The organism is Streptomyces sp. NBC_01296 (assembly GCF_035984415.1).
In the GTDB taxonomy this organism is placed as follows: Bacteria; Actinomycetota; Actinomycetes; order Streptomycetales; family Streptomycetaceae; genus Streptomyces.
Genome location: NZ_CP130720.1, coordinates 1 through 26462, shown reverse-complemented (window position 1 = coordinate 26462; position 26462 = coordinate 1). Strand labels below are relative to the sequence as shown.

At 69.0% G+C, this 26462-nt stretch carries 20 protein-coding genes and 1 pseudogene; 14 read left to right on the top strand and 7 right to left on the bottom strand.

The genetic code is table 11. From position 1 onward, the window contains the following. Positions 1-36 precede the first annotated feature (36 nt). The 4 genes from OG299_RS00110 (at position 37) to OG299_RS00095 (ending at position 7343) form a co-directional block, all read left to right on the top strand. Positions 37-927, top strand: a complete 891-nt coding sequence (locus OG299_RS00110) for a thermonuclease family protein (RefSeq protein ID WP_327359910.1) — start codon at positions 37-39, stop codon at positions 925-927. 128 nt (positions 928-1055) lie between these two features. Beyond that, positions 1056-1694: a hypothetical protein gene (locus OG299_RS00105; RefSeq protein ID WP_327359909.1), complete on the top strand. Its 639-nt coding sequence runs from the start codon at positions 1056-1058 to the stop codon at positions 1692-1694. A 730-nt stretch (positions 1695-2424) separates the two neighbouring features. Next, complete coding sequence (locus OG299_RS00100; protein ID WP_327359908.1) at positions 2425-3144, top strand: HNH endonuclease family protein; 720 nt, start codon at positions 2425-2427, stop codon at positions 3142-3144. Between the two features lie 137 nt (positions 3145-3281). Further along, a complete protein-coding gene (locus OG299_RS00095) occupies positions 3282-7343 on the top strand; it encodes an nSTAND1 domain-containing NTPase (protein WP_327359907.1) in 4062 nt (1353 codons plus the stop codon). Positions 7344-7825: 482 nt separating this feature from the next. On the opposite strand, the gene OG299_RS00090 is transcribed toward OG299_RS00095, so the two are convergent. Next, the gene (locus OG299_RS00090; RefSeq protein ID WP_327359906.1) at positions 7826-8281 is read right to left on the bottom strand and encodes a hypothetical protein; all 456 of its coding nucleotides are present in this window, start codon (positions 8279-8281) and stop codon (positions 7826-7828) included. 375 nt (positions 8282-8656) lie between these two features. On the opposite strand from OG299_RS00090, the gene OG299_RS42525 reads away from it, so the two are divergent. Then, positions 8657-9729 (top strand): IS630 family transposase gene (locus OG299_RS42525; RefSeq protein ID WP_442817462.1). Its coding sequence is split into 2 segments (ribosomal slippage): positions 8657-9167 and positions 9167-9729, totalling 1074 coding nucleotides; the frame shifts between segments, so codons are not numbered across the junction. Here OG299_RS42525 and OG299_RS00075 read toward each other — a convergent pair. Continuing rightward, positions 9707-10066 carry a hypothetical protein gene (locus tag OG299_RS00075; RefSeq protein ID WP_327359905.1) on the bottom strand — a complete coding sequence of 120 codons (360 nt, stop codon included), beginning with the start codon at positions 10064-10066 and terminating at the stop codon, positions 9707-9709. The genes OG299_RS42525 and OG299_RS00075 overlap by 23 nt on opposite strands. 1195 nt (positions 10067-11261) lie before the next feature. Between OG299_RS00075 and OG299_RS00070 the strand changes: the two genes are divergently transcribed. After that, positions 11262-12293: a hypothetical protein gene (locus OG299_RS00070; RefSeq protein WP_327359904.1), complete on the top strand. Its 1032-nt coding sequence runs from the start codon at positions 11262-11264 to the stop codon at positions 12291-12293. 532 nt (positions 12294-12825) lie between these two features. Here the strand turns inward: OG299_RS00070 and OG299_RS00065 are convergent. From OG299_RS00065 to OG299_RS00060, 3 genes and pseudogenes are all read right to left on the bottom strand, one after another. Continuing rightward, positions 12826-13485, bottom strand: a complete 660-nt coding sequence (locus OG299_RS00065) for a hypothetical protein (RefSeq protein WP_327359903.1) — start codon at positions 13483-13485, stop codon at positions 12826-12828. 630 nt (positions 13486-14115) lie between these two features. After that, positions 14116-14319, bottom strand: a pseudogene (locus OG299_RS42520) (helix-turn-helix domain-containing protein); the annotation flags it as partial. A gap of 307 nt (positions 14320-14626) precedes the next feature. Next, positions 14627-15388 carry a GntR family transcriptional regulator gene (locus OG299_RS00060; protein ID WP_327359902.1) on the bottom strand — a complete coding sequence of 254 codons (762 nt, stop codon included), beginning with the start codon at positions 15386-15388 and terminating at the stop codon, positions 14627-14629. Between the two features lie 331 nt (positions 15389-15719). Here OG299_RS00060 and OG299_RS00055 point away from each other — a divergent pair, with 331 nt between their 5' ends. After that, the gene (locus tag OG299_RS00055; RefSeq protein WP_327359901.1) at positions 15720-17234 is read left to right on the top strand and encodes a DUF2637 domain-containing protein; all 1515 of its coding nucleotides are present in this window, start codon (positions 15720-15722) and stop codon (positions 17232-17234) included. Further along, a complete protein-coding gene (locus OG299_RS00050; RefSeq protein ID WP_327359900.1) occupies positions 17231-17368 on the top strand; it encodes a hypothetical protein in 138 nt (45 codons plus the stop codon). The genes OG299_RS00055 and OG299_RS00050 overlap by 4 nt, the downstream gene beginning before the upstream one ends. Before the next feature lie 842 nt (positions 17369-18210). On the opposite strand, the gene OG299_RS42515 is transcribed toward OG299_RS00050, so the two are convergent. Next, positions 18211-19283 (bottom strand): IS630 family transposase gene (locus OG299_RS42515; protein WP_442817461.1). Its coding sequence is split into 2 segments (ribosomal slippage): positions 18211-18834 and positions 18837-19283, totalling 1071 coding nucleotides; the frame shifts between segments, so codons are not numbered across the junction. Positions 19284-19439: 156 nt separating this feature from the next. On the opposite strand from OG299_RS42515, the gene OG299_RS00035 reads away from it, so the two are divergent. The 6 genes from OG299_RS00035 to OG299_RS00010 all read left to right on the top strand — a co-directional run bounded on the left by OG299_RS00035 (position 19440) and on the right by OG299_RS00010 (position 24815). After that, on the top strand, positions 19440-20399 hold the full coding sequence (locus tag OG299_RS00035) for a hypothetical protein (protein ID WP_327359899.1): 960 nt from the start codon (positions 19440-19442) through the stop codon (positions 20397-20399). 913 nt (positions 20400-21312) lie between these two features. Next, positions 21313-21756, top strand: a complete 444-nt coding sequence (locus tag OG299_RS00030) for a hypothetical protein (RefSeq protein ID WP_327359898.1) — start codon at positions 21313-21315, stop codon at positions 21754-21756. Further along, positions 21750-22070: a hypothetical protein gene (locus OG299_RS00025; protein WP_327359897.1), complete on the top strand. Its 321-nt coding sequence runs from the start codon at positions 21750-21752 to the stop codon at positions 22068-22070. The genes OG299_RS00030 and OG299_RS00025 overlap by 7 nt, the downstream gene beginning before the upstream one ends. A gap of 92 nt (positions 22071-22162) precedes the next feature. Beyond that, entirely contained in the window at positions 22163-22720 is a 558-nt protein-coding gene (locus OG299_RS00020) for an ATP/GTP-binding protein (RefSeq protein WP_327359896.1), read from the top strand. Positions 22721-23812: 1092 nt separating this feature from the next. Next, positions 23813-24100 carry a hypothetical protein gene (locus tag OG299_RS00015; protein WP_327359895.1) on the top strand — a complete coding sequence of 96 codons (288 nt, stop codon included), beginning with the start codon at positions 23813-23815 and terminating at the stop codon, positions 24098-24100. A gap of 13 nt (positions 24101-24113) precedes the next feature. Further along, positions 24114-24815 (top strand): helix-turn-helix domain-containing protein, encoded by a 702-nt coding sequence (locus OG299_RS00010; protein ID WP_327359894.1) that lies wholly within the window; start codon positions 24114-24116, stop codon positions 24813-24815. Between the two features lie 150 nt (positions 24816-24965). Here OG299_RS00010 and OG299_RS00005 read toward each other — a convergent pair whose 3' ends face one another. Continuing rightward, the gene (locus tag OG299_RS00005; RefSeq protein WP_327359893.1) at positions 24966-25250 is read right to left on the bottom strand and encodes a hypothetical protein; all 285 of its coding nucleotides are present in this window, start codon (positions 25248-25250) and stop codon (positions 24966-24968) included. Between the last annotated feature and the right edge of the window lie 1212 nt (positions 25251-26462).

Sequence of the window (26462 nt, the reverse complement as noted above, 5' to 3'; positions counted from 1 at the left end):
TGTGCGCCGACCCTGTCCGATGTCTGTGGGAGTGCCATGTCCGCCACGTCCATGCTGCTGATCAAAGGAACCTTCCGGGCGGCGTTCTCCGCACCGGATGGTGACACCATCCTCTTCCTCCCGGACAACGTGGCTGACTGGAAGCTCGTGCCCGGGGTTAACAGGGTCTTGCCGAAGGGCGACGGCCGCGCCCCGATCCGGCTGGAAGCCATCGACGCGCTGGAGACCCACTACGGGGACAAGGATTCCCCCTCAGGCGTGCAGCACCAGCCGCTGAACCTGGCGCATCAGGCACGTGACGAGCTACTGGCCTCGCTCGGCTTCACCAACGTTGTCCGCGATGGCGAATTCGTCAAGAGCACCACCCCGGACGCCGTGCCCGGCTTCATCCTCACCCGCGGCGCGGACATCTTCGGCCGGTGCGTGGCCCTGGTCAGCAAGACATTCCCCCCGGTCTTCAACGGCTACGAAACCGAAGTCGACGAGGACCTGTTGAAGAAGACCGCGAACTACCACATGATCGACCTCGGCCTGGCCTACCCGACCTACTACGCCGCCTTCCCCGACCACCTGCGCGCCTCCCTGACCGTCGCCGCCAGGGAGGCTAGGAACGCGAGGAAGGGCGTATGGGCCAAGGACGCGACCACCGAGGGGGCGAAGGTCACCGGGATGGACTCGCTCACGGCCGAAACCGGGGCCGTGATCCTCCCGAAGCTGTTCCGTCGGCTGAAGGACTACCTGGACCTCAACCCGGCGGATCCCTCCCTGGCCTGCTTCCCTGCTTTCCTCGCCGGAAACTCGGACAAGTTCTACATCCAGGGAAATCCGAAGCAGTTCACCGGCATGCACAACATTGTCGAGATCACCAACGGCCAGACTGTGAAGATGACCCGCCAGGCCGAGGAAATCACCTTCGACGAGAAGTGAGCGGGAGCCGACGCGCGCCCGGATCTCGGGCGCGGTCACGGCGGCCTGATCGTCGAGCCCGAACATGCCGAGGCTCTCGTCTCCGGCGGTGGTGGACAGCGCAGTGTACGTCACAGATCCTGTCCGACGTGCCCCCGCTGGACTGGCTCGCGAACCACCAAGACCTGGACGACGACACACTCGAGCGGGAACTCATGGGCGAGATAGCCCGCGCGGAGCTTCGGGCACTGCGCCTGCCGTGGGTGGCAGCGGACCCCCTGCCATACGTGGACTCGCCATACATTTGCTTCCGCGCCTCGGCAGCGATGTCCGACCACCTCCCGGCACCGCTTGTCGCCCAACTGCTCGACGACGGGGAAAGCAGCGTCCGCACGACGATGGCCCTGCACGCCCGAGACCAGACCGATCCCGACACCGCCGAGCGCATCGACCGAACCTACCGCCCGGCCAAGAGGGTCCGATGGCGTCCGGCCGACGAATTCCCCCTTCCTGCAGACGTACTTCGACGCCTTGCCACAGACCCCGACCCGAGAATGAGGCAGCTGGCCCCGCGCGACCCCGACTTGCCCGTGGAATCCGCGCGTCGCCTTGCAGCCGATCCCGACCACACCATGCGCCGCACCATCGCGACCTATCCCCGGCTCCCGGCCGAGGACCTGACACGGCTGCTGGCCGATCCGTCCGAACCTGTCGCGGCCACTGCAGCCGCAAACCCCAACCTGCCGCCCGCACACATGCACCAACTGTTCGCTCTCGCAGGCTTGTGACACTCGAGTACGCGTCGCCCATAGCGGGTAAGGATGCCAAGGGCCGTCGGGTGGTCACTTGTGAACGTGCGGGCAAGCATCCCCCAACCCGATGTCTCGGCCTCTGCGATGCGCCGGGGCCATCGCCGCGAGAGGGGCACCAAGCCGTGCGTGACCACCGCCACGAGGAATTGCGCAGGTAAGCAATACCGCTACTTCACCAGTGCCGACGCGACACCACCGAAGCGATCACCGGCGTAGTCACCGGCACCCAGACGCGCCCGCAGCTCCTGCTCCTGGGCCGCTACGACACCCGCGGCCGCTTCCGTCTCGTGGGCCGCACCGTACCTGTGCCCGCGGACGCAACCTCGCAGCTCGCCGGGCGCCTCACGGCCGCCGGCCCCGGGAACCGTGGACGGGGATGCGGTTCTCCTCCGCTTGGGGCAGCACGAAACCACTCGAGGCTAACCTGGTCCGCCTGACCTTGTTGCCGAGATCAGCGCGGACACCGCCATCGACCGGGCGGCATCCACCGCCACCCGCTGCGTCTCACACAGCTGCTCACCGATGCCACCGCCGCGGCCGTGGCCCTCTTCGGTGAAGGCCCCGCCACCGCTGCCGGGTGAGCGGCACGGCCCGTCGTAGCCGGGCGGCGCAGTGTCGTTTCGGCAGTGAACTCGCCCACCCGCCCGGGTGAGTTCTTGGCGAGCCCCTGTCCCGGTGACGCCGGGGCCAGCTACAACCCTGGTCCGTGATCAAAAATCTGCTGCGTGGCAGTCTGCCCGCCCTCGCCCTCGCCGTCCTGCCCGTCCTTGCCTCTGCGCCCGTCGCGCACGCCGCCCCGGTCCAGGGTGCCGCCGCAGCACCCGCGGCGCCGGGCACCGGGAGTGTTCGGGTGCCGTTGCCGCTGTTCGAGGCGATCGACCAGCTCACGGTGGACGAAGAGCAGCGCGAGGGCTACGTGCGCACCCTGTACAAACACTGGAACAAGGGCCTCAACGCCGGCGACGGCTGTGACACCCGTAAAGAAGTCATCCTGTCTGAGGCCGTTGAGGCGCCGCAGGTAGCGACGGGCTGCAAACTGACCGGCGGCAGCTGGCGCAGCCCGTACGACGACGTGGTCGTGACCGACGCAGCCCGTCTTGACGTCGACCACTTTGTCCCGCTGGCCGAAGTCCACGATTCCGGCGGTTACGCGTGGGACGCTGCCCGGCGTGAGGCGTACGCCAACGATCAGGCGTCCCCGGACACCCTGATCGCGGTCTCGGCCGCCTCCAACCGCAGCAAGGCGGATAAGGACCCCGCGGAATGGATGCCCACGGACGGCTCCTACCACTGCACCTACACCGCGTCCTGGGTGGGCACGAAACTCCGTTGGGGCCTGGCCGTCGACGAGGCGGAGCGGCAGGCGCTCCTTGGCCTTGCGGAGGACTGCCCGACCACCACCGTCGTCTACGAACCAGCGGCCTGATCGGCTTCCCCGTGAACGCCGTGGTCCTCCAACGAGGCGAAGGGCTCGAGGCGCCCGGCGAGGATCGCGAAGGCAGTGCCGACGCCACGTGAAGGGCACCATGAACTGCCGAAAGAGGGACGGCTGAACCTGTGGACATGCTCCGGGCCGTGGCCCAGGTCCTTGGACAGAACGATGAGGCGTGCGGGGCCGGTTTCCTGGTCGCTGAGGACGTGCTCGTCACCTGTGCACACGTCGTCCGCGCTGCCGGCAGCGGGCCCGGGGCCAGCGTATGGCTGGTCTTCCCGAACGCTGACGGGGCAGGCGTCGTCGAGGGGATCGTCCTGGAAGAGCCGTGGCGGGAACCCGAGGCCGAAGACGTCGCCATGGTGCGCCTGGGTGTCGCCGTGCCCGGGACGCATGTACCGGCGCTGGGTTCCGCGGAAGGTTCCAGGGGTCACGAGGTGCGCTCGTTCGGCTTTCCCGGACAGGCTCCGGAGGGCGGGCATTTCGGGTACGCGACGGCTGGTGACCTTCTGCCTGCGACCGAGCATCGGGCCGAACACCTCCAGCTGACGGGCGCCAACGACCTGACCACCGGCTTCAGCGGCGGCCCGGTCGTCGACGAGGTGACCGGTCTGGTCATCGGCATGCTCACCGAGATCACCAGCCCCGATAAATACGGGAAGGGCCAGGGCATCGCCTACGTCACCCCCGTCCAGGTGCTCCGAGCGATCTGGCCTGCCCTGACCGTTCAGGATGTATGCCCTTACCGGGGGCTGGAGCCGTTCACCGCGGAACACGCCCAGTGGTTCGAAGGCCGGCAGGACGCCGTAAGCCAGGTTCTCGCGCATCTGGACGAGCAGCGGCGTGCGGTCCTGCTGCTCGGCCCGTCCGGCTCGGGCAAGTCCTCCCTGATCCAGGCCGGGGTCCTTCCTGCGCTGGCCGCGGGTGAAGTGGCGGGCAGCGACCGGTGGCTGCCCGTACGCGTTCGACCAGGTCAGGACCTGTGTGCCGAGATCGAGCGCGCAGGGCTGCCCGGGGCCGCCACCGACGGGATCGCCGAGGCCGTGACCCGCGTGCTCAGGGCACAGCCCGAATACCAGCGGGTCGTACTCGTCATCGACCAGTTCGAGGAGCTCCTCACCCCGCTGGAAGGCAACCTTGCCGCCGCGGACCGGCTCACGGCCGCGATCACCTCGCACGCAGCCCTGAGCGTGATCCTCGTCATGCGCGACGACTTCTACCCCCAGCTCGCCGCCCTCGCCCCCGACCTGCTGGAGGCCGCAATGCCGGGCCTCCTCAACATCCCGGGCACGCTGAGCCAGAACGACCTGCACGACATCATCACGCTGCCCGCCCAGAAGGTCGGAGCCCGCTTCGAAAGCGGGCTCCCGGAGCAGGTCGTCACCGATGTCCTGGCCACCGCCCCGGAGGGGGCGGCAAGCCGCAGGGCCACAGTCACGGTGCTGCCCCTGCTGGAACTGACACTCAGCGAGCTGTGGCGACAGCGCCACGACGGCTTCCTCACCCACGACGCCTACCGGCGCATCGGGGGAGTGACCGGCAGCCTGACCACCTGGTGCGACACCGCACTCAACCAACTGCCCCCGAACAGCCTGCCCGTCGCTGAGCGTATCCTGACCTCACTGGTACGCCCTGCCGACCTGCGCCACAACATCCCCGCGATCCGTGCGCAGGTCCCCCTGGAGGATCTGCGCGACCTCGCAGCCGGCCCCGACGGTTCACCCGACGGCAGCGATGTGTTCGACACGGTCCTCGCCGAGCTGACCCGGCACCGCATCATCACCACCCGCACACCCGAAGGGCCATCGGCACGTCCGGTGGCGGAGCTCATCCACGACGCGCTCATCCGAGACTGGGGCAGGCTGCGCGAGTTGATGGGCCAGGACCGCCGCTTCCAGGAATGGTTCGTACGAGCCCGAGAGCAGCAGGCCCGCTGGGCCGACGGAAGGCACGAGGAAGACCTGCTCGCGGGCACGGCTCTGGCAGCGGGGCTCGAATTGTCCCATGAGCGCCGTCTGCCCGCCAACATCGACCACTTCCTCACCGCCAGCAAGCAGCGCCAGCAGGCTGCCATCCGCCGCAGCCGACGCCTCAACGCGATCCTGGCCGGCTTGCTCGCTCTCGCTCTCATCGCGGCGATCGGCGCGCTCTGGCAGTGGCGGTCCTCGGTCACCGCACGTGAGGCAGCCCAGTCCCGTCAGCTCGCGGCCGAGTCCAACCCCCTCATCACCTGGAACCCCGAACTGGCCTCGCTCCTGGCCGTCCAGGCGTACCGCACGAGCCACACGCCCGAAGCGCAGGAAAGCCTGAACAACGCCGCGGCTCTGCCGCTGCACCGGCGTCTGTTGGGCCATGACAGCGGCGTACACGCGGTGGCGTTCAGCCCGGACGGACACACCCTCGCGAGCGGAAGCGCAGACGGCACCGCACAGCTGTGGGACACGGCTACCGGGAAGGCCGGCATCACACTCGACCACGTTTCCCTGGCCGTGGCCTCACTGGCGTTCAGCCCCGACGGCAGCATCCTCGCCACCGGCAGCAACGAAGGGCCGGTGCGGCTGTGGAACGTGGCCACCGGCAAGCCCCTCGCCACGTTGACCGGGCATATCAGCCAGGTGAATTCCGTGGCCTTCAGCCCCGACGGAAAGACGCTCGCCACCGGCAGCAACGACGCGACCGTGCGGCTGTGGGACGTGGCCACCCGAAAGCCCCGCACCACCCTGCGTGAGCACACCGACATCGTGCACGCGGTGTCGTTCAGCCCCGACGGCCGCACCCTTGCCAGCGGCGGCGGCACGACCGTGCGCCTCTCGGACGTCGACAGCGGAGCGGCCCTCAGGACGCTGCCCGAGGGGCAAGGCCTCGTGGGCTCGGTGCTGTTCAGTCCCGACGGCCGCACCCTCGTCACCGAAAACGGCGACGGGTCGGTAGGGCTGTGGGACGTGGACACCTGGAAAGCCCGCACCACACTGTCCGGGGATGGCGACCCCATCCACTCCATGGCGTACAGCCCTGACGGAACCATGCTCGTCATCGGAACTGCCGGCCACGGCGTGAAGATCTGGGACGTGGCCACTGGAGCGGTCCGCGCCACCCTCCTCGGGCACACCAACGAGGTGGAATCGGTGGCGTTCAGCCCCGACGGCCGCACCGTCGCTTCCGGCAGCCTCGACCACAGCGTGCGATTGTGGGATGTGGCAGACCGCACCGTCCTGGCGGGGAACACCAGCGCGGTGCTGGCAGTGGCGTTCCGTCCCCACAGCAGCCTCCTGGCCACCGGCGAAGCCCTGGGGGCGGTCAAGCTGTGGGACGTGGCGTCCGGCAAGCCACACAGCAGCCTCAACCACCGCGGCGGGGTACTTTCGGCGGCCTTCACTCCCGATGGAGGCACCCTCGCCACCAGTCGCTTGGACAGCGAGGTACAGCTGTGGGACGTGGCCAGCGGCAAGGTCCGCAGCACCATCGCTGTCCCCGCGGACAAGGTGGACGCGGTGGCGTTCAGCCCTGACGGAAAGACCCTGGCGACCGGCGCAGACGACGGAGCGACAGCGCTGTGGAACGTGAAGACCGGAAAAGTCCAGACCGTCATGGGCGAGCACACCGAGTTCGTGGGCTCTCTGGCGTTCAGCCCCGACGGACGCACCCTCGCCACCGGAAGTGGCGACCATACGGCGCGCGTGTGGGACGTGGCCACCGGCGAAACCCGTACCACCCTCACCGGCCACACCGACCGGGTGACATCAGTGGCCTTCAGTCCGGACGGACGGACCGTCGCCACCGGCAGTTACGACCGCACCGTGCGGCTGTGGGACGCGGCTACGGGCAAGACGCGCCGCACGCTGATCGGCCACACCAGCGACGTCAACGCGGTGGCGTTCAGCCCCGACGGCCGCACCATCGCCAGCGGAAGCACAGACGGCACCGTGCGGCTGTGGGACGTCGAGTCCGCCAAGACCCGCACCACACTTCTCGGGCACTCCGACGGCGTGGCGTCGTTGGCGTTCAGCCCCGGCGGCCGCACCGTCGCCTCCGGCAGCTACGACAAGACGGCGCGGCTGTGGAAAGTCGCGCTCCCCACGCCCGCCACAGCCATCAAGAAGATCTGCCACTCCGTCAACCGCGACATCACCCCGGAAGAACGGACGGCGTACCTGCGGGGCCAATCGGTCGGCCCAGTGTGCAGCGCAGACTGAAGAACAGGGTGGTGTCAGAGGTCAGTTTTCGCTCGCGGGGCACGTGCTGTGCCCGGCTGGTCGTCCTACAGTGCGGGCCTGAGCAAGTGGCCAGTGCCCGGTGCCCGGCCGGGACGCGCGGCGTGCTCCTGTGTCCGGCGGACCCTTAGATTCCACCATATGTTCGATTGTCTGGGCGAGTCGCCTGCCGACAGCCCACCGGCCGGGCTCCTCTGGTCGGGCCGACCATGGAAGAGGGGTGACCTCGAGGGAGGCCTCGGAGATGGTGTTGCAACCGCCGGTGGAGCCGATGCTGGCGCAGGCTGCGGAGTCGGTGCCGGGCCCGGTCGCGCTGCGGGCGGGGGTGGCGTACGAGCAGAAGCTGGACGGCCACCGCGCGCTCGTGTTCACCGCGGCTCGATCCGGGTCGCATGCGCCGTGTCGGAGCAGTGCCGAATGCCGGAGGGGCTGCCTCAGCCTCTCGGGCGTTCGTCGTCATGCCGTCAACGGGCGTTCACGTAGATCTGGGGCGACCAGCGGGTGCAGGCATTGCCGTTGCACGCCTGGACCAGGAAGTTGTAGTCGTTTCCGGGAGCTTCGATGGTCCACATCCTGTGCGCGCCGTTGTGCATTCTTTGATCGTGCCAGCCTCCGGCATCCCCCGACCAGCGCATGGTGTAGTGGGTGGTATCGGTTCTGGAGGTTCCCCCGAAGTAGACGGTGATGGCGTTCTCGCACGAGTCGTAGCGCGCGCCGATGTAGGGACTGTTGCTGAACTTGTACCGGGGAGGAGTGTCCCCGATGTTGTTGCCGCCCTTGGGTGGGAAGCCGTTGCGGGAGTAGCAGTCCCGCGCCGGGGCGGCCTCCGCGCCGGAGGCGGGCACCGCCATGATGCCGGTCGCGAGGAGGACAGCGGACGAGACCGCCGTAGCGGCACGACGCCACTTGAGCACAGGCATGGTTGACTCCGTCCATGTGTGTGGGTTTCCTGCCGGCCTCGCCGCCACCCCTGTGTGCGGCTGCGGCTGCGGCCGCGGCTGCGGCCGCGGAAGACGCTTGACGCCGCTTGCGGTGCCGACAAGTCCAGACCCGGTAGCCGCCCCCGCGGCCATCCCTTTTTCAGGTTACGGCGGCCGACGCGATGCAGCTTGCCGAGTCCGGTCAGCCGGCCGGGGGAGTTCGCTAGAGCCACGGGGGATCAGGCGGGTCGGGAGTTCGTTGCGGTTGCCGGGCACGGGCCGACCGACGGAGACGACAAGGCGTGACCAGCTACTGAGGTTTTCGGGTTGTCATCGGGTAGTGACGGTTCATGATCCCTGCGGTATGCCGGTGAGGTGAGGTATCCAGAGGGTGGGGGCCTGACCGCTGAGCGTCGGGCGTTTCGTGAGGGGATCCGGCTTCAGGCCGGCGAAAGGTTCGCGGCGGGTGAGAAGACCGCGGTCATCGCGAAAGAGCTGCGGGTGAGTGTCCGGTCGGTGGAGCGGTGGCGTCGTGCATGGCGCGAGGGCGGCATGGAGGCCTTGCGCTCGGCGGGTCCGGCGAACTCCCCGACCGTCACTGATGCCCAGTTCGCTGTGCTCGAGGAGGAACTCGGCAAGGGCCCGTCGGCGCACGGCTTCGAAGACGAACGCTGGACTCTGGTCCGGGTCCAGACGCTGATCCGTCGGCGTCTTCGGGTGAGCCTGTCGGTGGCGACGGTATGGCGGCTGCTGAAACGGCACGGCTGGTCCTGGCAGGCGCCCGCCCGCAGAGCCCTCGAGCGTGACGAGCACGCGGTGGAGCTGTGGAAGAAGGAGGTGTGGCCCCGGGTAAAAGGCTCGCGGCGGCGTCCGGTGCCTGGGTCGTCTTCGAGGACGAAGCCGGCTTCTCGATGACTCCGCCCCGTGCCCGCACCTGGGGCCGGCGCGGGCAGACTCCCGTCATCCGCGTCCGTGGCAGGTCCCGCCGCCGGACCTCGGTCGCCGCGTTGTGCTGCTACAAACCCGGTGAGAAGAGCCGTCTCATCCACCGCCCCCGCACCCATCTCCTGCTCAAGGGCGCACGCAAGAGCTTCTCCTGGAAGGACTACCGCGACCTGCTGGTGCGGGCACGCATCCAGCTCGACGGCCCGATTGTGGTGGTCTGGGACAATCTCAACACCCACCTCGCCGCCGGGCTGAAACGGTACGAGGCCGAGCACGACTGGCTTACCACCGTCCGCCTCCCGCCCTATGCGCCCGACTTGAACCCCGTCGAGGCCGTCTGGTCACTCGTGCGCAGAGCAATGGCCAACACCGCTTTCGCCACACCCGACGACCTCGACCGCACATTCCGCCGCGAGTTACGCAGAATCCAGCTCCGGCCCCACCTGATCGATGGCTGCCTCACCGCCACAGGCCTGGCTATCAACCCACCGACGCCACCCTGAAAACCTCAGTAGTGAAGCAGAGGCCGATCCGTTCGCCGGTTGGGTCGTGGCGCTGGGCGGGCTCGTCCGGCTCGGGCGGTGCCGGCAGCCAGCCGTTGCGGGCGGCGGCCGCCCTGTAGTAGGCGACGACGTCCGCTCGGCGGGCGGGCTCGGTGTACCCCCGGCCGAAGTACGCGAAGCGGTCGTCGTCGTCGCAGCCGGAGTATGACCCGTCGTCGGCCTGTGCTCCTTGCGGGGTGCCGAGGGTCCCGACCTGGGCGGACATTGGGTCCTGCAGTGCCGCGTCTGCGGCGGTGCAGCCGTAGATCCCGCCGTTGAGGGCCCACCAGCCACCCATGACGGTGAGTGTGCCCAAGACCAGTCCGCCCGCAACTACGGACGCTCCCACACGAAGATCATTCACGGGCGGGAGCGTACCGGTCGGCAGCGGCGGGGAGAACCCGGGCACCCGCACCATGAGCGATAAGGCTGCCCCGGCCACTTAGGCGAAGTTCACGTCCACCAGCGGCAACTCAACGATCTTGTTCGGTACCACAACGGCTTCGAAGCAGCCGCGATGGCCGCCGCGATCGGCCCCACCAGCGGAACCCCAGTCAGACGGAGAGATAGCCTCAGCGCCCGACGGCCGTAGGTTCCGGGCATGGCGTCTTCCGGCACGCGTAGGCCATCAGGCCCCTGATAGGCATGGCCATGCACGCGGTGTGCCACAGGCCGAGCTGCGCGGTGCCGGGGAGCGGAGCCGACGCCGCCTCGCGTAGCAGGGCCAACGCGCGTTCCCCACGATAGGCAGGATGGACAGTCCGGGGCAGCGTGGACGGCAGGACTTGCGAGGCAACGATGCGCATCTGCTGCCATGCCCTCTCGACGTCCTCAGGCGGCAGGAAGTGCCGACTGCGCCACCGGGTGTATGCCGACCTGACGGCATCCCGGATCTCGGACTCGGTCAGGCCCACCGTGCCCGCTGCGCGGGTTGGAGGGGCCGCCGTTCGGGGCGGGGCAAGCAGCCACCCGGAAGGCAGGACCACACGGCTCCGCCCTGCCTTCCGGCCGATCCATCCCTCATCCTCGAGGTGGCCAAGGGCCATGCGCATGCGGGAGGGTAAGGCTGGGACGCGATCTGATGGAGGAACCGGCCGGCCAGGTGGCGTGCCCGCGAGTGTCGCTCATCCGACGCATGAGGCACCGCGATGTGGCGCCCGTTCTGGGCCATTGTTCCGGCATCGGCCAGATCCGGAAGGCCCGCGGCAGCAGTCTCGCGCGGGTAAGCCGAGGTCGGCGGCCGCGACGTTGGCCGGCAGCACCGTTCCGCGCACGTACCGACCGAGTGATCAGCCGACGGATCTCTTCGACCGTCACCTTCGAAGCCGCAAGGTCAACAGCCCCGCCAGCTCACCTTCACCGTGAAGTGGCAGCTTCACGTACAGGTCTCGCTGCGGGGCGCGCCTGCCAGGCCGCCGTCCCCCCGCCAGCAACCGGGAGACGACGGGAGAGAGGGGTGCCCGGTCACCTCGAGGGTCGCTAGGGTCGCCTGCATGACGAGGACGACACCGCCGCGCCCGCTCGATGTCGAGGCGCTCTTCCCGGAACTGGCCGCGTACCGTGGCACGACCACCCGCCTCCACCCGCGGGCGGGCGCTCCGGACCTGTCGCAGAGCTCGGTGGGAGGGCCCATGCTGTGGCCGGCGAACGAGCCCTGGCCGGTATGCAGGGAGGCCCACGGCCGAGGCCGCGGACGGAGTATCGAGGACATCCGCCGGGAACGCCAGATCTGGGCGGCCGCGCGGGCGAGACAGCCGTACGAGGGTCTCACCGACGACGAGCGGCAGCTCATAGAGACGCTCGGCCGCAAGCATCGCGTGCCCGACCTGAACGACACCAACCCGCTGCCCATGCTCGGCGTCGCGCAGTTCTACCGCCGAGACCTCCCCGATCTGCCGGCCGGGCCGGACGGATGCGACCTGCTCCAGATGTTCTGGTGCCCCTTCGACGCCCACGGCCCCACCCGCTACGGCATGCTGCTCCGCCTGCGCTGGCGCAACTCGGCAGAGGTCGGCGAGGTGCTGGCCGAGCCGCCGCAGCCGCCGGTCGTCGGCTACGAGGGGTACGTGCCCGAGCCGTGCGTGCTGCACCCGGAGCAGGTGGTGACGTATCCGTTCGCCGGGCTCCTGCCCGAGGAGCTGTGCGCGCGGATCGACGCATGGGAGGAGGCCCTGGAAGAGGCGGCTGAGGAAGAGGACGAGGACGGCGTGGCCGAACTCCCCGGCTACCAGTACGACCTGTCGATCCCGCCCGGCTGGCGCGTCGGCGGTTTCGCCTCCTGGCACCTCACCGATCCCTCCCCGATGGACTGCCGCGCTTGCACCACGCCGATGCACCTCCTGCTGACCGTCGACACGTCCGAATGGGACGGAGGCAGCAAGAGCTGGGCGCCTCTCGAGGAACAGGGCCTGCCCCCACGTCAGGCCGCCGAACCGACCGGAGTCGTCGTGGGCAACCACGGCGAAGTCAACGTCTTCGCCTGCCCCGCCGACCCCGGACACCCGCACCGCTGGAGCATCCAGTAGGAGCCGCGGAGGCCCCCGACTTTTGTCCGCAACGAAAGTCGTGACTCTCCGCGGGGGAATGCCTCCTCAACGACGATCCGTGAGATATGCGGTAAGGGGTGATCCAGAGAGCGTCGTACTTGCTGAGGACTGCCCGGAGTTCGCGGGCGCTCCGAGGTGTCATGGCCAGGAGCAAGCGGTCGAGGAGAGCGCGGCCTTCCACGGGGTTGGTTGAAGCCTGGGGACAGGGTCGCCGCCTGGAACACCCCCGCGTCGGCGGGCAGGACTACGGGCCCAGTGCGGGAGCCGCCTCACGCTGGGAACACCCCGCGTTGGCGGAGAGGACCCGTCGCCGGTCCAGACGATCTCGCTGGATCTCGGAACACCCGCGGCCCCGACGGCGGGTCGGCGGGGAGCCCCCTTCGTGGCCTGCAGGTTCTTAGGCGCTTTGCATGTCTATGGTCATCTGCCGGAGGTGCAGAGGTGCTGTCATGGCGGAGGCCGAGGCCGTAACGTAGTCCATGCGCCAGCAGCGTGTTCGGGGTTGTGGCGGTCATGTTTGTTGTTGGGCGTAGGCCGCGAGTTCGGGGTGCTCCCGTATGAGTTGTTCCCGTAGTCGGCGTACTTCCTGGGCCTCGGTGGCGGCGCGTTGTTCGGCTTCGGCATGGTCCTGAGCTGAGCGGGACCGCTCGGCATGCTCGGCATGGGCTTCATCGAGCATGCGTTCCCACCGGATTGCCTGTCGTAGCCGTTCGGCTTCCTGCGCTGTCTCGGCCTCGGCGACGAGTCCTGCCGTCGCGCGCTGGATCTCGGTCTGCTCTGCCCGGTCCCGGCACTGCCGGCACAGCCCGTTGTCGGGTCGTGGTCCTTTGCCGGCTGCCGAGCAGTCCTCGCCGTCGCATTCCCACCACCGGAGCTCCGCGGCGTTGCCCCGTTGTGCGGTCACTGGGCGCTGGCGGCGGTCTGCCCGGCGTTCTGCGCATTTGGGGCATGCGTCGTCCAGGTGGAGGGTTGTGCCGTCCTCGCACATCGGGTCCGGGCAGTCTGTGGACGGGCGCACCAGCCCGACTGCGACTCCGACGGGGGAGGAGAGCTCTCCTTCGGCCAGAGCGCGGGCGTAGCCGTGCGTCCACCAACGGCGTTGGATCCGCTCGAGTAGCTGCTGGGGGGTCCGTCCTGCGTCCAGGGCGTGCAGGATCGCCTCACGCAGCACTGCCGGGGGGTGGGGCGGCAGCAGAGCTGCTAGCTCTCGCGGCCATCCCGCTTCAACGGCTCTGACCGAGTCATCCAGTCCCGGCGACATCCGTATCCGGGTCGTCTTCGGTGACCTGGCTGCCGGGATGGGCGTGCCAGCGCCTCGGGACGCGGCGTAGCCGCTGGCCCGTCGCGGGCTACTACCTGTTGTGGCCCTGCGGGCGTCATCGGCGCTACGCGCCGCAGGCGCTGTCGGGGTTTCTTGAGAGGGGAGGGTTATAGGGGAGGGTTGGGGGACTGCCAGTCCCCCCTGCGGGGATTGACAGTCCCCCCTTCCTCGGGACTGAGAGTCCCCCCGTCCGCCGGATTCGAGGGGTTTTGCGGGAGGGGACTGAGAGTCCCCTCCCTGGGGGCGTGGCTTTCCCTTGTCGCTGCGTTCTGTTCGCGGTGGGGCGGGTGGCAGTGTGGGGCGGGTGTGCGGTGTGAGTGGGGGCAGGCCGCGGTGTGCCCGGTCCTCGTTGACCCGTGTCAGTCGTTCGGGGCCGTACCAGGCTGCCGGGATCTGCAGGTCGTAGACCTTGGGGCGGGCGTGCGCGGGGATGTACCGGGCGGCTTCCTGGTCTCCCAGCGTGATCACACCCCGCTCGGCGAGCCAGGCCAGACGCCGCTGCACGGTCTTGACGTCGCAGAGCGCGATCCGGGCCAGCGTCCGCCGCGACGGGAAGGCATTGGTGCCGTCCGGATCGGCTTTCTCTGCCAGGCCGGCCAGCAGCATCCGGTCCGTCGTACTGTTCACGGGGCTGTCATGCAAAGCCCACAGGATTGGCTCAAGCGCCACCGTGCACCACCACATCCAGGGCGAACCCGTTGATGCCGTGTACGGGGGCGTGTGGCGCCCTCGGGATGATTCCGCATAAGCTCATGGCTCAGCGCACCTCTCAGTTCACGCAACTAGGTGCTCTTCCCCGCGCAGGCGGTCCAGGCCTGTACGAGGACCTGCGAGCCCCGCCACCTGTGGCGGGGCTCGTTCGGTTCGGGCGAATCCTCACGCCCTACAAAACGGCGCCGATGCCACCGGCTTGGTCACCGATGCGCCCCATGTGGCATCACAGCCGGGCAACGGCGCAGCCGGTGAGTCACCGGTGAGGTTTCGCGGCCCGCTACGGCACCCCGCCGGCCAGCGGCAACTCCCCGTAGTGCAGCTCCAGACGGTCGGCAGCGCCCACCACGCGTAGGGCTTCCAGTGCGAGGCCGCTGCCGCTGCGCACCACACGCTCGATACACAAGACCGGTACCCGCTCCCCGATGCCGAGTTCCGCGGCCTCTGCCTTCGTCGGCGGCCGGGCTGTCACCGTCTCGCTCGCGGTTTGGGGATCCAGCCCAGTTGCGGTCATGGCCCCGAACACGCCGCCGACGATCTTGCCCGGCTCATCGAGTCCGGCCGCGGCAGCCACTTCGGCCGGATAGTAGGCGTCCTGGACCTGCACGACATCCCCGTCGATCACGGCATGCCTGCTGCGGCGAACAGCAGGAGAGCCGGGTTCAATCTCGAGCAACGAGGCAATCTCCCTCGGAGCGGAGATCCGCTCGATGGACAAGGCAACGACGCTGCCCTCCAGACCCACCGCGGTCGTTGCCGTCTCCCACGGCCCCTTGTCCCCACCCGGGCGAAGTACAGCACCGTAGCGGCTCAACGGGACGCGAACGCGAGAGCGGTTGCGAACAACCGTCCCAACTCGCGGCTTGCGCACGACGAAACCACGGTCGACGAGCTCCCGGTAGGCCCGTTCAATGGACGGTTTTGACTCTCCCTGAGCCATCAACTCCACGGTGGTCGGCATTTTCGCACCGGGCGGAAACTCATCCGACTCGATGCGCTCCGCCAAGCGGTCGGCCAGGTCGCGCCATCGCTGCAACGGCATGTGGACCCCTCCCTGTCTTCTGGTGCGAACCAGTACATCACATTAACCATGGTTGTTCTTAGGGTTGTTGATGGACGCCATCCCCGACTGGGATACCAGATGCACGCTGGGGCCCTGACTTCAGCGCTGACCTGCAACAACGGAACCCATGGGCGCGCAGAAGCACTCGAATTGCGAAAGGCCGCCCGGGGACGCCTTCCCAGCAGGTCCGAGCGTCCGGTCTGCGCAGAAAACGCCCTGGGGCCGGAATCCGGTCCAACTGTCAGCCGTACATGAGACGGTGATCGTGATCAGCATGCAGACCCGATCATGGAGAGGCGGCCCTACGCGCATGCAGCTGACTCGTACGCACCGGATACTCATCGGCGTCGTGGTCGCAGGAGCCGTGGTCATCGCGGGGATCGGTTTCGCCGGTTCGTACGCCGCGGTCCGCGCGCTCGCCCTGCAGAAGGGGTTCGGGAACTTCTCGCTGGTGTTCCCGATCGGCATCGACATGGGCATCTGCGTGCTGCTGGCGCTGGACCTGCTGCTGACGTGGATCCGGATCCCGTTCCCGCTGCTGCGCCAGACGGCGTGGCTGCTGACCGCGGCGACGATCGCGTTCAACGGCGCGGCGGCCTGGCCGGACCCGCTGGGTGTGGGCATGCACGCCGTGATCCCGATCCTGTTCGTGGTCACGGTGGAGGCGGCCCGGCACGCGGTGGGCCGGATCGCGGACATCACCGCGGACCGGCACATGGAGGGCGTGCGCATCACGCGCTGGCTGCTCTCCCCCCTCCCGACGTTCAAGCTGTGGCGCCGGATGAAGCTGTGGGAGCTGCGGTCGTACGAGCAGACGGTCGGCATGGAGCAGGACCGGCTGATCTACCAGGCGCGGCTGCAGGCCCGGTACGGGCGGGCGTGGCGCCGCAAGGCCCCGGTGGAGGCGCTGATGCCGCTCCGGCTGGCCCGGATCGGCGTCCCCCTCTCCCAGACGGCCCCGGAGGGCCTGGCGGCGGCGGGCATCGACCCGATGCTGCTGCCCCCGGCGCCGGAGTCTGCCGGGCACGTGACGGTAGAGCGGGCCGATGCACCGCAGGACGTCCCGGTCGGGGTGCCAGCTGTATTGGGGGAGCAGGCCATGGAAGAGCCCGCAGATAGGGATGAGAGCCTCGCCCACGTGCTACACCCGGATATCGACCCCGCACACGACGAGTTCGGTCAGGGCCACCCGTACGGTCCCGAATTCCAGGGAGCGCGAGCCCCGACGCAGCCGGTCGCTCCGGTGGCCGCTGAGCCGATCCGCATGACGGAGGCGGAGCTCTGGGAGGCCTGCCGCTCCTACGCGGCGCGCACCGGCGCGGCCCCTGATGCCGCCGCTTTCGCCGTGCACCTGGCCGAGGCGTACGGCGTGGTGGACCCGGTGACCGGTGGGCCGCTGCCCGCGACAGAGATGGAGGAGCTGCTGGCCCGCTTCCCCGGCAGTCGGACAGCTCTGACCGATACGGGTTCGGTGACCGGTCACGGTGGTGAACCCCACCCCTTCTTTGAAGCCCTCTCGGCCCGCGGCGAGGTTTATGCGTCCGTTGTGCAGGCCCTGGTGTCCGGTCGGGTGCCGGCGCCAGCGGCTTCGGCCGGTGCCCCGCTGTCGGCGGCAGGACGTCAGCAGACGTCCCTCGACGTACTGACCGATCCGGTCCCGGCGCCTGCGGGGGAGACCGAGCACTGGAGGCGACGGTCACCGACACCGCTGCGGCCGCTGCCCGGCTCCCGGAGCAGCAGACCGGGGAGCCTGCCCTGGATCCGGTGCAGCAGCAGATCCTCACCGTCGCCGCTTGGCTCGCCGAAGCCGAGGAAACCGGCGTGAAACTCTCCGGAGCAGAGGTGGGCCGCCGCTTGGGAGTATCGGCCAAGACGGGTCAGCGCCGCGTGATCGACGCCGGCAAGCACCTCACCGAGCAGCGCCGACAGCAGGGGCGCGCCCACCTCCGCTCGGTCTGAAGCTGACCACCCCGCGCGGCCGATGGCCCGGTGACCGATGACCGATGACTCCGAGACGGGTGACCGACGACTGGTGACTGGTGACGTGCCGGGTACCCGGTGACTGGTCATGGCCTGACCGGCCGGAGGCGGCGCGACCGGTGACTGAATCGGTGAGTGACCGACCATCACCTCACCGGTGCCGGTCACCGGCACGCCGAAACGGGAGCCCACTCGACGCGAGCGGTCGGCGTGGGCGAGGCCCGGCACGTGGTCGTGCTCGGCTGTTTCCGCCGTGACCGGTCCAGTAGCCACACGCGTTTGACCTGTGGTTTGACCGATGACCGATGGTCAGGAGGGCCGGTGACCGGTGACCGATCCGACCTCCATCGGTCATCGGTCATGACCGATCTTCCAAAGTCACCAGCCCCCCACACCGCTGCATGCCCGGTGACTGGCAGCGTGCTCACCGGTCGACAGAAGCGAGGCGCGGGTGCCAGAGCCGGTGAGTCATCCGGGGACCCTGTCGCTCGCCGTTCGTCGGGGTGGTTTTGTACACGACTTGCGGGTTCTGGCACACATTCCATGAACGATCTTGCGGGCTCTCCGCCAACAGCTCGCGCTCGCCTTCCACCACGCCGTACAGACGTCCCACGCGTCATCGACGACCTCCGTCGCCGACGCCGACCACGCCCCCTACGCCGAAATCGCCGCCATCTCATGGCCGACCTGTCCCTCAGTGTCGCGTCTGGTGTGCTGTGGGTCAGCGGCGAGGAGCGCACCCGCCAGCAGTGGCATGGTCTGGTCCTCGCCCGGCGGCCATACGGGCGGCGCGGCGGGCGTCTTCCCAGTTACTGAGGTTTTCAGGGTGGCGTCGGTGGGTTGATAGCCAGGCCTGTGGCGGTGAGGCAGCCATCGATCAGGTGGGGCCGGAGCTGGATTCTGCGTAACTCGCGGCGGAATGTGCGGTCGAGGTCGTCGGGTGTGGCGAAAGCGGTGTTGGCCATTGCTCTGCGCACGAGTGACCAGACGGCCTCGACGGGGTTCAAGTCGGGCGCATAGGGCGGGAGGCGGACGGTGGTAAGCCAGTCGTGCTCGGCCTCGTACCGTTTCAGCCCGGCGGTGAGGTGGGTGTTGAGATTGTCCCAGACCACCACAATCGGGCCGTCGAGCTGGATGTGTGCCCGCACCAGCAGGTCGCGGTAGTCCTTCCAGGAGAAGCTCTTGCGTGCGCCCTTGAGCAGGAGATGGGTGCGGGGGCGGTGGATGAGACGGCTCTTCTCACCGGGTTTGTAGCAGCACAACGCGGCGACCGAGGTCCGGCGGCGGGACCTGCCACGGACGCGGATGACGGGAGTCTGCCCGCGCCGGCCCCAGGTGCGGGCACGGGGCGGAGTCATCGAGAAGCCGGCTTCGTCCTCGAAGACGACCCAGGCACCGGACGCCGCCGCGAGCCTTTTACCCGGGGCCACACCTCCTTCTTCCACAGCTCCACCGCGTGCTCGTCACGCTCGAGGGCTCTGCGGGCGGGCGCCTGCCAGGACCAGCCGTGCCGTTTCAGCAGCCGCCATACCGTCGCCACCGACAGGCTCACCCGAAGACGCCGACGGATCAGCGTCTGGACCCGGACCAGAGTCCAGCGCTCGTCTTCGAAGCCGTGCGCCGACGGGCCCTTGCCGAGTTCCTCCTCGAGCACAGCGAACTGGGCATCGGTGACGGTCGGGGAGTTCGCGGGACCCGCCGAGCGCAGGGCCTCCATGCCGCCCTCGCGCCATGCACGACGCCACCGTTCCACCGATCGGACACTCACCCGCAGCTCTTTCGCGATGACCGCGGTCTTCTCACCCGCCGCGAACCTTTCGCCGGCCTGAAGCCGGATCCCCTCACGAAACGCCCGACGCTCAGCGGTCAGGCCCCCACCCTCTGGATACCTCACCTCACCGGCATACCGCAGGGATCATGAACCGTCACTACCCGATGACAACCCGAAAACCTCAGTACCTGGACGGTGCCCGCGGGCGAGGTGTGGCCGGTAGCGTGATCGTGTTCTCGGCCCCCGCCGACGGGGCCGCGGGGGAGGGGGGAGATCCCGGTGGCTGCTCTTGAAGCGATTTACGGAGTGCTGGGTGTACTGGGAGGCGCGACGATTGGCGCTTGGAGCGCCGGACGTCTGCAGCGTGGGGCACACAAGACCACCTCGGCAACCGCGGCCGCCGAGCAGAAAGCCCGGACAACCGAACTTGCCCTGGAGACCACCTCCACCGTCCGCATCGCCACCCGGGCCTGGGCGCTGTTCATGGAACTCGCGGTCCAAGACCTTGCGGCCAACCGGCCTGTGGAAGTGGCCTCCTTCGACGCCACGGTGCAAACGCTCCTCGGTGATGTCACCAGCGCCCTCTTCCGCCTTGCGGCGATCCCCGGCATCCCCTTCGCCGAAGCGCCGGCGCGCATGGACTCGCCCCTTACCCATGCAACGTGGACCCTCCGGGAAGCTCTGCTCCTCAATGAAGTGATTGGACGGACTCTCCAGCCTGGGCAAGCCGACATGCTTCTGGCGCTGGTACGCGACGGTGCCGCCGACATGAACGAGACCTTCGTCAGGCAGACCAACCTGCTCACGGGTCGCACATCCGCTCCCCCCGAGCAGGCCCAGCAGCCCCAGCGGATAGCCAGCCACCTCAGCAGGCCGCAGCCATACCGGCTTCCGAACCACCTCGGCGGGGCGCAGCCGCAGGGGCCCGCCCAGTTGCCCGACCACCTCAGCCGCGCATATGGATACCCGGGGGCGGGTCCGGAAGATCTGAGCATGAGCAGGCCATCTCTGCCCCGCCGGTCCGCCGGACCTGAGCCGTTCGAGGCGTTCTGGTTCGCGGTGCCGACGCCCCGCCAGTTGTACACGCTGGAAGGAGAGGCTTCCTCGCCCCCTGGGGACCAGCTCCTGCCGGGCTCCTGGTACCTGGCAGTTGAGCCTCACCGTTCAGGTCTTGTGGTCGCGGTAGTCGACGACATCAAACTCGTCCTTCAGGACACGCAAGGCATCCAGAGAGGCTAAGAGAGCATCTGATCAACGTTCAGGCCGTGTTGATGAGGCTCGTTGAATTTGGCTATGGCGAGTATTTCGTGAAGGTCACGGGGTCCGTAGCGGGCGATGCCCCATGAGGTGACGCGTCCGAATTGCTGTCGATGCAGCGCCTGCGTAGCCGTCCGGGCCGTCCGCAGCCACGCGGCCTCGTCGTTTGCCGCATGTCCGGAATAGCGTGAAAGAGCAGGACCCGCTGCGGTCGCCGATGGAACCTCCCCCGCCCCGAGAAGTACCAGCGCTCTTCCCGCGGGGGCTGACCTGGGGGGGATGGGTGGTGTCCGGTCTGGGGGTTCCCACCTCCGGCAGAACCTCCAGTGCGCCTTCCGGTCCGCCGGCGCGGGCAATGGCCGGTGCACCGTCCGGTGCAACCCCCGTCTGGTTGGCCTGGGGTGGGGCCGGTTGTCGCTTCCGGGACCGCGGGAGGGGTCCCGTACGGTAGTAGTCGCCGGACTGGCGCCACCTTGTCCTGGTGGCCCGCGCGTGGTCGACCGGCGTGTCCTCCGAGGGGGAGACATGGGGGGAGACATGGGGGGAATCATCGGGGGACTTATGGGGGGAAACATGGGGGGAGGCGGTTCTTGAGGTCTGCCTGCATCGCCTCTGGTCAGGGCCTGTTTTGTGGGTGGTGACTAGCCGGACTTATTAGGTGGGAGGGGGTAGGGGTAGGGGGAGTGGGTTGAGGGTGGTGTGGGGGTGGGGGGATTTGGCTGGCTGGATTTCCTGGTGATCGTGGGGCTGCGTGTCGTTAGCGTGGCGTGATCACGAGTCAGGGAGGCGTAGTGCGGGGCTGGCTGGCGGTGCGGGTGGTGTGGCGGCTGTGGGGCTGCTGGCTGGGTGTGGGGGCGGTTCGTCGGGCGGCAGGGCCGTGCAGCCGGTGCCGGCTGTGTCTGGGGCTCCGTCGGCGGCTGATCCGGACGCGGGGGAGCGGGCGGCGGTGCTGGAGGCGTACAAGGCGCTGACGGCTGCGGAGGAGCGCTCGTACGCCGGGGCGAAGGTCGACCCCGACCTGGCCCGCTACGCAACGGACAAGGCGTTGGCGGACATCCAGGCCACGGTGTTCTGGCACCAGCAGGGCAAGACGGTGATGCAGGGTCCGGTCCGCCGCGACGCGAAGGTGACCGTGCTGGACACCGCCTCGGCGCCGCTGCGGGCCACGGTGACGGATTGCGCGGACTCGAGCGGGCAGCGGGAGGTGGAGACCGCCACGGGCCGTGAGGTGCCCTACAGCGGGCCGCGCCGCCACGTGGTGACCTCTACCGCCATCCGCCCGGCGGTCGGGAGCTGGCAGTTCGTGACGTACGTGATCGCGCGGGACCGCTCGTGCTGATCGGCCCCCGCCTTGGCGGTGCCCTGGCCGTGGTGCTCCTGGGGGCCGGGGCAGGCCCCGCCTCGGCGGACGGGCCGGGCGGCGGGGTGGTGTGTCCGCCGGCCAAGCTGAACTGCGATGTCACAGCTCGGGACCCGGGCAAGCCTGGATCGGGCGAGCCTGGCGGGGAGCCGGACAAGCCTGGCGGGGACGGCGCGGGCAAGCCTGGCGGGGACGGCGCGGGCAAGCCTGCGTGCGCGATCGACGGCATGGAGGTGCCGTGCTCCACCCCCGAGATGGGGACGTTCAGCGCGGCGGACTCCTGCTACTGGTAGGCGCTGGACCCGCCCCCGCAGCTCCGGACGGGTTCAACACCGGGGCGCCGGCCGGGTGGAAGCCGGGTGACGGCGGCGGGGCGCTGTACCTGGTGACCTGCCCCAGCGGGAACGGTGACGTCCGCGCCGGCATCCGCTGGTCCGCCACCGGCCCGGCCGGCGGCGGCGTCGACGTCCAGGCGCTCGCACAGCAGGCGGTCGAACGCCTGCGCCTGGAGGGCCCGGACATCGGGATCGTGCCGCGCCCCGACGGCAAAGGCCTGGTCGGGAAGCCGGTGTGGATGTGGAACCGGCCGGGCCCGGCCCGGACCGGCCCGGCCACGGCGTCCGCCTCGGCCGGATCCGTCACGGTCACCGCGACCGCCAGGGTCCGCAACGTCGTGTGGTCCATGGGCGACGGCGCACAGATCACCTGCACCGGCTCCGGCACCCCGTACGCGGCCGAGTTCGGGAAGCAGATGTCACCGGACTGCGGGCACATGTACACCCGCACCAGCGCCCAGGCGCCGGGTGGCCGCTACGCGGTCACTGCCACCACGACCTGGGAGATCTCCTGGGCCGGCGCTGGGCAGACCGGCACACTCACCACCACCCGCGAGAGCGCCACCAGCCTTGCGATCGGTGAGCTCCAGGTCCTCAACGTGCCCTGACCTGCGGCACAGGAACTCACCGTTCCTGTAGTGGTGACTACGGATATGGCCGGTGAGTTCCGGCGCGGCCGCTGGTGGAGTTCTGGCGCCCGGGCAAGCCTGTCCGTCCGTCGCGGTCGGGAGGGTTGCACCGGGAGGGGGCTCCACCGTTGTCTGCCCATTGCACCGGCCATTGCCTCGCAGGTACTGCCGCAGGTAGGACCCCCGTGTTCGCAATCATGGAGGTTCGTGCAGGTCAGAACCGGTGGGCAAGCCTGTCAAGCGCGCCGACACCTCTTTGTACGCGATAGCCGGACATAGAGGTTGACCCCAGCACAGCCGCCGTGCCGGACGGATCACCCGCCCGCAGGTCGGCCTGCACCGGGCCCTGCGCCCAGACGGCGACGGGCGGACGCGGGCGCGGGTGCCTCGGCGGAGAAGGACTGTGCCGGCTGCTCGCGCGCCAGCTCAGCCGCGAGACGGCCGCGGGGGCCGGCTGTGGCCGGGGTGTCGGTGGTGGGGCGGGGGCCGGTGCCCAGGGGGCGGCGCTCGATCATCCGGCCAGTGTGCTTCGGGCGTGCCCGGTGGAAACGGCCGGGTCGGCGGGTATCGGTCTGTTTCCGGCTTCGGGGTGGTTGTGGGTATGGCGAAAGTCGATGCACGCCGTGTCCGGCGTCATCGACTTCGCGCTGGTCACGCGCCAACATGACCGAGCATGTCCCTGGTTTGCCGTGGGTGGAGCCAGTAGCAGTCAGGGCGCCAGCGAGAGCTTGTCCATATATGGGCCGCCCGCGCTTTCGGGTTCCAGCCTCAGCTTGAAGGGACCTGGAACGAAGGATTCCGGTTGGGATCCAAGTTGAGCCAACCAGTGAGGATGAACATCACCGCACGTCAGGTCGATGAGCCGGGCGAAGTTTTGAGATCCGCTCTCATAGACGGATCCTGAGCCAACTTTGCGGCTGGTCCGAACGTGTCGCGCACCTGGGATCGTTGGAGTTTCAGGGACTGTTGATCGCTGCTCGGGTGACGCCAATCACCCAGTGATCAACGGCCAATTGGAGCCAGTAGCAGGGCGGCGACCTCAGGGTCGCCGCTCAGATTCAGGAGCCTTCAATGAGCCCGATCGACGGGGCGCCGGCCCCCACCATCTCTTCTGGGCGCTTCGGTATGGCGCACGCCCTCGTGATCACCGCGTTTCTCGCAGCCGCGGTCATCCTCACCCTCGCCGCGCACATGGCTGCGCGGGACACCCTTACCCTTCTCGGCGGCGCCGGCGCGGTCGCTGTTGTCGTCCTGGTCTCCGCGAACGTCAAGGGCGGCAACGGAAAGGACGGGGGGACGGGCCTGCTGCGTCGGCTGTTGAGCGCGGCGTTCAGCCCTGGATCGGGGACCGGGGTCTAAGGGGGCAGCGGTCATGGGACGCCCTGAAGCCCCTGCGGACCGGACGGTTCCCGAACGGGCCGAGCTCGCCGAGCTGCTCCGCGCCGCGCGGGCGCGGAGCGGGTCAGGCAAGCCGCTCACCTATGAGGCGTTGGCCAGGCGCACGGCCTGGTCCAGCGCGGCCCTTAAGCGGGCAGCTTCTGGAAAGACGCTGCCCGCCTGGGAGCTGGTGGCGGCCTTTCTGGCCGCTTGCCAGTCCAGCTCGGTCCTGCAGAAGGAGGCGCTCCACCTTCACGGGAGGGCGCAGCATGCCGTGGCTCTGCATGCGAAGGAGGCGCGGGTCACCACCGTGGTGCCCCGGCCGCGGTTTGTCAGCGACGAGGCGGACCTGAGCCGGGCATTGAGGGACGCCTACGGGCATGCGGGGCGTCCTCCGGTCCGGACGATGTCCCAGCGGGCTGGGAGGTGGGTCCTGCCTCACAGTTCAGCCCACCGGATCATCACGGCCCGGGCGCTGCCGGTCAATGTCGGCCAGTACATCGGCTTCCTTGAGGCCTGCGAGGTCACTTCCAAGGACCTTCCCGACTGGTTTACCGCTTGGCACAAGGTCATGGGGCCGCCCTGCACGGACACTCCCGACGACGTCTGGTGGTGGCGTGCATCGACCTGGCGCGAAGAGCTCTACGAGGGCTGGTTCTACGAAACCTTCGGCCACAGCGCCACGGTTGCGGCGTGACGCGAGGAGCTGGCCACGCCTGCGGCCGGTGAGGCGGTGCCCACCCGGACAAGCCGGGTGGGCACCGCCTTTTTTGCAACATGCATGGCGGGTTCCGATCGCGTGGCAGACGGCCGCCCCTGCCGGGCCGGCGCATGTGCCTGCGTGCGTTCAGCGGCGTCGGAGGAGGTAGGGGACGACGACGGCTGCGTATACGCCGGCGGTGCTGACCCCGGTGGCTACGGGGTTGGCCCAGGACGGTGCGAGCCGTACCGCCAGGAGCGCGCCGATGGCGAGGACGAAGCCGAGCACTCCGATGAGTGCGTCTCGCTGCCGCCGCCGCGTCAGCTGCTGCGCGTTGGTCTCGGTGGTCTCGCTCGCCTCGGCTTGGGTGGACGCGTTGGTGATCCTTTCCTTGGGCCCGGAGTCGGGCTGGTTGGTTGGGTGCGAGGGCACCTGTGCGAGTCCGGCCGGCGGGGGTCGAGTTCTCGCGAATTTGCGTTTCGTGCCTGTTCGGAGGCTGTCTGGTGAGTGCGACACCGCGGGTGATTGTCACTGGGGTGCTGCGGTTGTCGTCATCGCGGGTGGGGTGTCGTTCGTACTGGTCAGGGGTGGGTTGGCTCCTGGTGGTGACATTCTGGTGCGGTGTGTTCGGTGTCATCGTGTGCGTTGTTGCTGGACAGCGGGGTGCGGTGTCTATGGGGCGGGTCGGCCGGCGTCCGGGGTGGGCCGTTGTTGTCCGGTCTCTGTCGCCGGTCAGTGAAGCTGAGCAGTCGTCAAGGCTCTGACCTGGGGGTTGTGCAGTTTGGGTGAGCGGGTTTGGTGATGGGTCGGCTCACTGAATCTGCGTAGCATCGGAGTTCGTTGGTCTTCTGACCTGCGGTGTTCGTCGGCCTGACCGCGCTGCGCAGGTTGGTTGGGAACTGTGCAGTTTCACTGGTCGTCGACAGACCCTACCGCCGCACCAGGTGTGGTGCTCAACCTCGTTTCCCGGGCTTATCCGGCTAGCAGATTGAGTCACCGAGCGGGTGGTGGCCCTGGCTGCCGGCAGAGCGGTGGGGATGTGGTGGTCTAGTGGGCTCGAGAAGCAGCACAAGAAGGATCACCTGACTGCGGGGAGATAAGACGTTGGGTCCGTGGGACGTCAAAGAGGACGGAGATCGTGAGCAGTGGGCGTGGAGCCCGCTGGTTGGTGTGGGGCCGTTGGAGTTCGGTATGAGGCCGGACGAGGTGGCCGCAGCGCTCAGCGGCCCGGAACCTCGCACACGGTCGTGTGCCGGGTATCACGACCGCAGTGCAGTGCCCATCTGGGAGCGGTACCCCGACCCCGGGGTGGCGCTCTACTACACGGGCGCGGGCCACCTGGCGGCCGTAGCTGTCGATGCCCTGAACGGCCCTCAGGTCCCCCTGGACGGTATGGGGTTGGTCGGGCGTGTGCCCTCAGGCCTGGGGTGGGAGCGAAGCGGACACCCCAACGAGCCGAAGGCTCGGACCCCGTGAAACGGGGTCACCCAGGCCCGCGAAGCGGGCCGTTCGGGTGGAGCGCAGCGGAACCCGAACCTGTCGGAGCGAAGCGCAGGACACTGGCCCGAAGGGCCAGCTCTGGCTCGGCGAAGCCGAGCCCCGCCAGCGCAGCGAGGCGGTTCTCTCCTGAGCGCGTAGCGCTCA